The organism is Gilliamella sp. Imp1-1, assembly GCF_001690415.1.
Taxonomy (GTDB): Bacteria; Pseudomonadota; Gammaproteobacteria; order Enterobacterales; family Orbaceae; genus Gilliamella; species Gilliamella bombi.
Window position 1 is genome coordinate 24997 of record NZ_LZHK01000048.1, and the last position, 6315, is coordinate 31311.

Annotated in this window: 9 protein-coding genes and 1 tRNA gene; 2 read left to right on the top strand and 8 right to left on the bottom strand. The window is 35.9% G+C overall.

Translation table 11 applies throughout. From position 1 onward, the window contains the following. On the top strand, positions 1-690 hold the full coding sequence (gene pnuC / locus A9G38_RS04625) for a nicotinamide riboside transporter PnuC (RefSeq protein ID WP_034910015.1): 690 nt from the start codon (positions 1-3) through the stop codon (positions 688-690). Between the two features lie 102 nt (positions 691-792). Here the strand turns inward: pnuC and A9G38_RS04630 are convergent, their stop codons facing one another. Genes A9G38_RS04630 through A9G38_RS04655 form a run of 6 tightly spaced genes read right to left on the bottom strand, consistent with a single transcriptional unit; the run spans position 793 to position 4308 of the window. After that, complete coding sequence (locus tag A9G38_RS04630; RefSeq protein WP_034910017.1) at positions 793-1419, bottom strand: protein-L-isoaspartate(D-aspartate) O-methyltransferase; 627 nt, start codon at positions 1417-1419, stop codon at positions 793-795. Between the two features lie 5 nt (positions 1420-1424). Beyond that, positions 1425-2450: a tRNA pseudouridine(13) synthase TruD gene (truD, locus tag A9G38_RS04635; protein ID WP_034910020.1), complete on the bottom strand. Its 1026-nt coding sequence runs from the start codon at positions 2448-2450 to the stop codon at positions 1425-1427. Between the two features lie 18 nt (positions 2451-2468). Further along, positions 2469-2954, bottom strand: a complete 486-nt coding sequence (gene ispF, locus A9G38_RS04640; protein ID WP_034910022.1) for a 2-C-methyl-D-erythritol 2,4-cyclodiphosphate synthase — start codon at positions 2952-2954, stop codon at positions 2469-2471. Positions 2955-2962: 8 nt separating this feature from the next. After that, on the bottom strand, positions 2963-3673 hold the full coding sequence (ispD, locus tag A9G38_RS04645) for a 2-C-methyl-D-erythritol 4-phosphate cytidylyltransferase (protein WP_034910024.1): 711 nt from the start codon (positions 3671-3673) through the stop codon (positions 2963-2965). Beyond that, a complete protein-coding gene (gene ftsB, locus A9G38_RS04650) occupies positions 3673-3969 on the bottom strand; it encodes a cell division protein FtsB (protein WP_034910028.1) in 297 nt (98 codons plus the stop codon). Before ftsB ends, ispD begins: the two co-directional genes overlap by 1 nt. 21 nt (positions 3970-3990) lie before the next feature. Next, the gene (locus A9G38_RS04655) at positions 3991-4308 is read right to left on the bottom strand and encodes a TusE/DsrC/DsvC family sulfur relay protein (RefSeq protein WP_034910032.1); all 318 of its coding nucleotides are present in this window, start codon (positions 4306-4308) and stop codon (positions 3991-3993) included. Between the two features lie 194 nt (positions 4309-4502). Here A9G38_RS04655 and A9G38_RS04660 point away from each other — a divergent pair. Further along, a tRNA-Ser gene (locus A9G38_RS04660) sits at positions 4503-4590 on the top strand. Between the two features lie 362 nt (positions 4591-4952). Here A9G38_RS04660 and A9G38_RS04665 read toward each other — a convergent pair. Beyond that, a complete protein-coding gene (locus A9G38_RS04665; RefSeq protein WP_051634125.1) occupies positions 4953-5315 on the bottom strand; it encodes a DUF1353 domain-containing protein in 363 nt (120 codons plus the stop codon). Beyond that, on the bottom strand, positions 5305-6315 hold a 1011-nt coding region (locus A9G38_RS04670), incomplete at its 5' end, for a pyocin knob domain-containing protein (RefSeq protein WP_218056494.1). The genes A9G38_RS04665 and A9G38_RS04670, both read right to left, overlap by 11 nt.

Consider the following 6315-nt stretch of genomic DNA (forward strand, 5'->3'; position numbering starts at 1 on the left):
ATGAATAAATTAAGCAATCTTGCCATTTTAATTGGACGTAATAAATTCTATCCATTTTTTTGTATATTATGTGTAACACTAGCATTTTTATACACTGACCCATTTACTGAATTTGATTTACGCTACGCTACTTCTTACATAGGCGCTTTTTGCGGTCTGCTATGCGTTATCTTATTAGCAAAACGTAAAAACATGGGAAATGTATTAGGTATGTTTGCCGTTGTTGCAGAATGTTGTGCTAATATTCTTGGCGGCAATATTGGTGCAGGACTACCGCCAATCTACTATTTTTGTTCACACATCTATGGTTTATTCACTTGGCAAAAGAACCTTGATAATAATAAAAACGTTAAAGTTCGCTCACTCAATGAAACCACATTTTTATATACAATCATATTTCTTATTATTGCCGCTTTTATTAATATTTATTTAACGGATAAAATTGGTGCAACTAATACAACCTACCAACTAATAACTAACTGTTTTATATTTGGTCTAGGCATTGTTGCTCAATTATTATTGATGATGCGATATGCGTTTAACTGGTATTTATGGGTTATATTAAATGTACTGGTAATTGGTTTAAATATCTATACCGACAATATCATTATCGCAACACAATATTTAATCTATCTGTTTAATGCCATTTATGGAATTTGTGAATGGAAACGCTCTGAGCAGCCAGAGTAAATATTCCAATTTTGTTAAAAAGTTTCAGGAAAGACTGTGTTTAAGTATAAAAATAGAAAATAAGTGCTTTATTTTCTATTTTTTATTTGAGATGCAGTCTAATTATTCAACATCCCCTTTAACCAAAGGCACGAATATAACCTCGCCCATATTTTTAGCTACAAAATTATCTCCATCACGCTCAATTAATTGTAAAACCTGTTTATTTTCGCCAACAGGAATAACTAAACGTCCTTTATCGGCTAACTGTCCTAGTAAGCTTTGTGGCACTTCAGATGCGGCGGCTGTAACAATGATGCCATCAAATGGTCCACGTTCAGGCCAACCTAACCAACCATCACCATGGCGTGTTGCAATGTTATGAATATCAAGTTGCTTTAAACGGCGTTTGGTATTCCATTGTAGACTTTTTATTCGTTCTACCGAGCAGACATTTTCGACTAACTTTGCTAAAACAGCCGTTTGATATCCCGACCCTGTTCCAATTTCAAGTACTTTTGAATTAGGCTCTAATTTTAATAGTTCAGTCATCTTTGCTACGATATAAGGCTGAGAAATAGTTTGACCGTTTCCTATTGGCAATGGACGATTATCGTAAGCTTGATGCGAAAGCGCCTCATCAACAAAATGTTCACGAGGAATTGACGCAATAGCATCTAAAACGCGCTCGTCTTTTATTCCTTGTTGCCGTAAGAATTCAATTAGGGATTGCATTTTTAGATTTTGCATTTGGGCTACTCATTTTCTATTATTAGTTCACGTATCACACTTGTTGCATAACAACCTGATGGCAAATAAAAATTGAGTTCGAGACTATGCTCATCTAACCATTGCCAATTAAGCTGCTCTGCTCGTAACAATATTGACCGTCTTGCTGTTTCTACTCGCTCTTTTTTAAATAGATCATTAAATTCAGACCAACTTTCTAAACATTTTTGCTCAAACTCCAGCGCATCAAATAATGTACCTAGTGGTGAATCCCCCACCATTGGTGCAGTAATATTGATCTCGCCTTGTTCTAAACGCATTTGTAACTGAACTAATTCGCCTGCTTGAGCAATAAACCAGCTACCACGGTGCGCTAATTGTAATATATCGCCATTGAGCACGGTTTGATGCAAACTTTGGGTAATGCGTTGACTGACAATATTATTAAAAATCGCACTTCGCGCCGCAGAAAGATAAAAGCTACGTTTTTTTCGATCCTTAACCGAAATTTCGCCATTGGCCCATTTTATAGCCTGAGTAATATTATTTTCATCACGACCAAAACGCTGCTCACCAAAATAATTAGGCACACCATGCTGTTTGATTAATGCTAGTTTAGATTCAATTTCAGATTGACTATTTAACGATTTTAAAATAATTTTAAAATAATTACCTTTTAATGCGCCAATTTTTAATTTTTTATTATGCCGCGTGACTTTTAATATTTTACAACCCGCCAAATTAAATGCCGAAAAGTCTGGCGTTTGTTGACCTGGCATATGTAAACTGAACCATTGCTCAGTCACCGCTTGGCGATCTTTCAAACCAGCATAACTTACTAGCTTGGTTGAAATTTCCACATATTTAGCCAACTGCTCAGCCACGAAAATGGTATTACAATCACGTTTTTGCAAAAAAACTAAAACATGTTCGCCTTCACCAGTCAACTCAAAGCCAAGATCTTCTGTCACATTAAAATCTTCGTATTGTTGCTTGTATTGTCCTTTAGTGGTCGGTTTGCCATATAAATAATTAAGTTGTGCTAACACTATTATTGCCTATTGTATAATTTAAACTGTTTCGGATTTTTTACTTAATAACACTACCGCTTGGCAAGCAATGCCTTCTTTACGCCCAGTAAAGCCTAATTGTTCAGTTGTTGTTGCTTTTACACTAATTTGTTCAAAATGAACTTTCAGATCTTCTGCTATATTAACTCGCATTTGATCAACATGCGGTCGCATTTTAGGTTCTTGGGCAATAATAGTAGTATCTAAATTAACTAATTCATAACCTTTAGCTTGAACAAGGGTATACACCTCTTTCAATAATATTCGACTATCTATACCTTTATATTTAGGATCTGTATCAGGAAATAGCTTACCGATGTCACCTAATGCCAATGCGCCAATTAAAGCATCGGTTATTGCATGTAACACAACATCACCATCAGAGTGAGCAACAAGGCCATATTGATAAGGAATTTTTACCCCAGCAAGAGTTATAGGACCCTCTCCACCAAACTTATGAACATCAAATCCATGACCTATTCTCATACTTTTACCTATTTGGAATCTGTTTTAGTTAAATAAAAAGTAGCCAATGCTAAATCTTCAGGACGGGTTATTTTTATATTATCCCCACGACACTCAATTAATAAAGGATGCCCACCACAATACTCAATGGCTGAAGCTTCGTCAGTGATGGCAACATGATCATTTAGAGCTTGTTGCAAACATGATTTTAGTTCGCCAGCATTAAACAGTTGAGGAGTAGCAGCGCCCCATAAATAAGTCCGATCTTCAGAATAATCAATAATGGTATCATTATTTTGACAAGCTCGCTTAATCGTATCACTAACACGAGTGGCTAATATACCGCCTTGTTTTTTATTTGTTACTGTTTCAATCAGGCGAGTAATATCACAATGAGTCACACAAGGTCTTGCCGCATCATGAACTAAAGCCCACTGTTCATCATTCAGCAATTTTAATCCGGCTAAAACAGAATCAGCTCGAGTTTTGCCACCTAAAGCAACTTTAATCTTATCGTGCTGAGCAATTGAAAGGGTATTAAATATATTATCTTCTGAGCTAATCACAACAATAACTTGAGCGATTTGAGGATGCGTTAATAATTTATTTAGAGTATGTTCTAAAACGGTCTTCGAACCAACTTTTAGATATTGTTTAGGGATTTGACTATTCATACGGCAACCAACTCCTGCTGCCGGTACAATAGCAATGATATCATTAAGATTATTCAAGTTATGCATTATCGTTTTTTAGTATCCGAATCAATTATAATTCGATAAAAATATTCATCAGGTTTAACCATACCCAAATGACTACGAGCACGCTCTTCTATTGCCTCATAGCCACGTTGCAAATCGTTAATTTCAGCAAACATCTGTTCGTTACGAGTCTTTAACTTCTCATTATCGGCACGCAAACTGACTAACATTTCTACATTATCTTGATAATCATACACATTATTTTTGCCATACCATAAAGAATATTGCAGATAACCCAGTACAGCTAATAACAATAAAGGTAGCTTCCATCTTCTCATGAATTTAGTATTATCCTTTATCTATATGCATTTAACTGGTTTTGGTAAGCCTGCAAGTTTAGTTGCTTGTTTAGCAGGACCGTCTGGAAATAATTTATACAAATAACGACTATTACCCTTTTCTGCACCAAACTTTTTTTCCATTGCTTTGACTAAAGCTCGAATAGCTGGTGAGGTTTTATATTCTAAGTAAAAATCACGAACAAATAAAATAACCTCCCAATGGGCATCGGTTAATTCAATGGACTCTTTGGATGCCAATTCTGGAACCAAATCAACAGTCCAATCCTGCCAATTTTTTAAATAGCCTTTCTCATCAGTTTCTATCTGCTCTAACATTTTTTCAAAGTACGTTATTTTATTTGCGTTGTATTATACTCAATTAATCAAAATCCAACACTAATTTTGCAGGCGAATACGTTATTGTTTGTTTAATTTCTTCGAAATTTGATGAAATTTAAAGCAAACGATAAAAAAAATTAAAATAGCTATTTACAAATAAGCAAGTCTACTTTAATATTCACAGCCATTGCGGAAGTGTGGCTGAGCGGTTGAAAGCACCGGTCTTGAAAACCGGCGAGGGGCGACCCTCCCAGAGTTCGAATCTCTGCGCTTCCGCCATCTTCCTATAAGGCTTTACACTAACTTCAATCCTATTATAAAAATATCTATTTGTAATAAACTTGTAATATACAGTTGTAATATTTTGTCACATTTTAAATTGCTTTAGTGATATTTAATACATAAAGCTCATCAATTTTTCACAGAATGATAACAATTAAATACTGCATACCAATTTACATACGCATGACGCCCGAAGATTACGAAATAGAGTTATCGGGCGAATGCTACATTATCAACAGCGACGACGAGCACAATTATGTGTTCTATCAAACGCAGAAAACGCTATACGATATCGCGGATTTTGTGATGCTAGAAGACGCTGTTGAGTATTGTAAGTTGAAGATTGATAGTGTGTTTTGTTATCGATAGTTACCCGAACCGAACAATCTAACAGCAAAATATTTTACATATCTTCGCCAAAAACTAACATTCAGTTCAGTGTTAGCTTGCAGATAAATATCATCTGCAATTTTTCGAGTAAATAGTGCTTTCCCGTACATGTAATCGTGCAATATTGCCGCTTTTAACGCTTTATTGAATTTCGGAAACATGAATTTAGCATACTTTGTTGAATCACCGTCGCTAACAAATCCTTTTTTGACGATGATTTCAACTTGCTCACCATTGATAATTGGACGTGCAATTAGCGGTTTTAAAAGGCGGATTTTTTCACCACCTTTTATGAATGCACAATGAATTTCATCAAATTCATCAAATATCATCCGACACCTCGCTAACTATAACTGGATTTAACGTGCTCGGTATCGGCTCTTCATTTTCAATAACGGGCATTTCTAACCGAATATCAATCCAACGACCCTCAGTTATGTCAATTGGTTCACCTGCAACAATTTGACAGTTTTCAAAGTCAAACTTTTTAGTATACGTTTTAACTGTGATGATATTATTTTCATCAACTGAATACTCAGCAAAGAATTTTTTATTGCCGTTCACGTCCTCCGGTAACGTGATGTACCAGCCCTCTTTTGCAAAGCCTAAGCTGCCGTGAATTTCATAATGCCCGACATCAATACGTGTAGCTGTCACGCCGCTAGCCAAATCATTTACTAAAGCACACCCCGATTTTTTAAAACCATCAGCTTCTTCAATGTTATCATTTGCAAATAGTCTTAATATCGGCGATGCTTTTTTCAGAAAACCATTACTATCTACTGTTGAGTTTCCGCTTGTGATTTGTTCAATCCAAGGTTCCCATGACTTAGATCCTCCGCGATAGTTTCTAATAAACTGCCGAGCATTTCTGTAAGCAGTGTAGATTTGACAGCAACCAGCTCCGTCTGCACCATTTTTTAAAACTTGTAATGTGCCAGCTTCATTAATAGGATAGTTGTTTTCAGGTGTGGCTTGAACGTTTTTACCTTGAAAATAAATGCCTTCGTTAAAGCCAGTTAGATTGTTCAGATTAGTATTTGACAAATCACCGAGTAGCTGTACTGCGTCACCCGTTTTTAACACTGACTTATTGTTAATTGTCACATCATCAATGTTTTCAAAACGCCAAGAATTGCTGCTAGCAACATACCTCAATTTGTTTGCCCATCTTTCTGACTCAGCATCATAGTATGCGTATATAAAACTATCACCGGACGGTCGCATCACGAGTTCATTTTTATTTTCGTGCAAAAATTTTATACCGTATGACGTCGGCGAAAACCGTAGCTGCCCGGTTATTTCATCGCCTGATTTTTTAACTGCGTTATC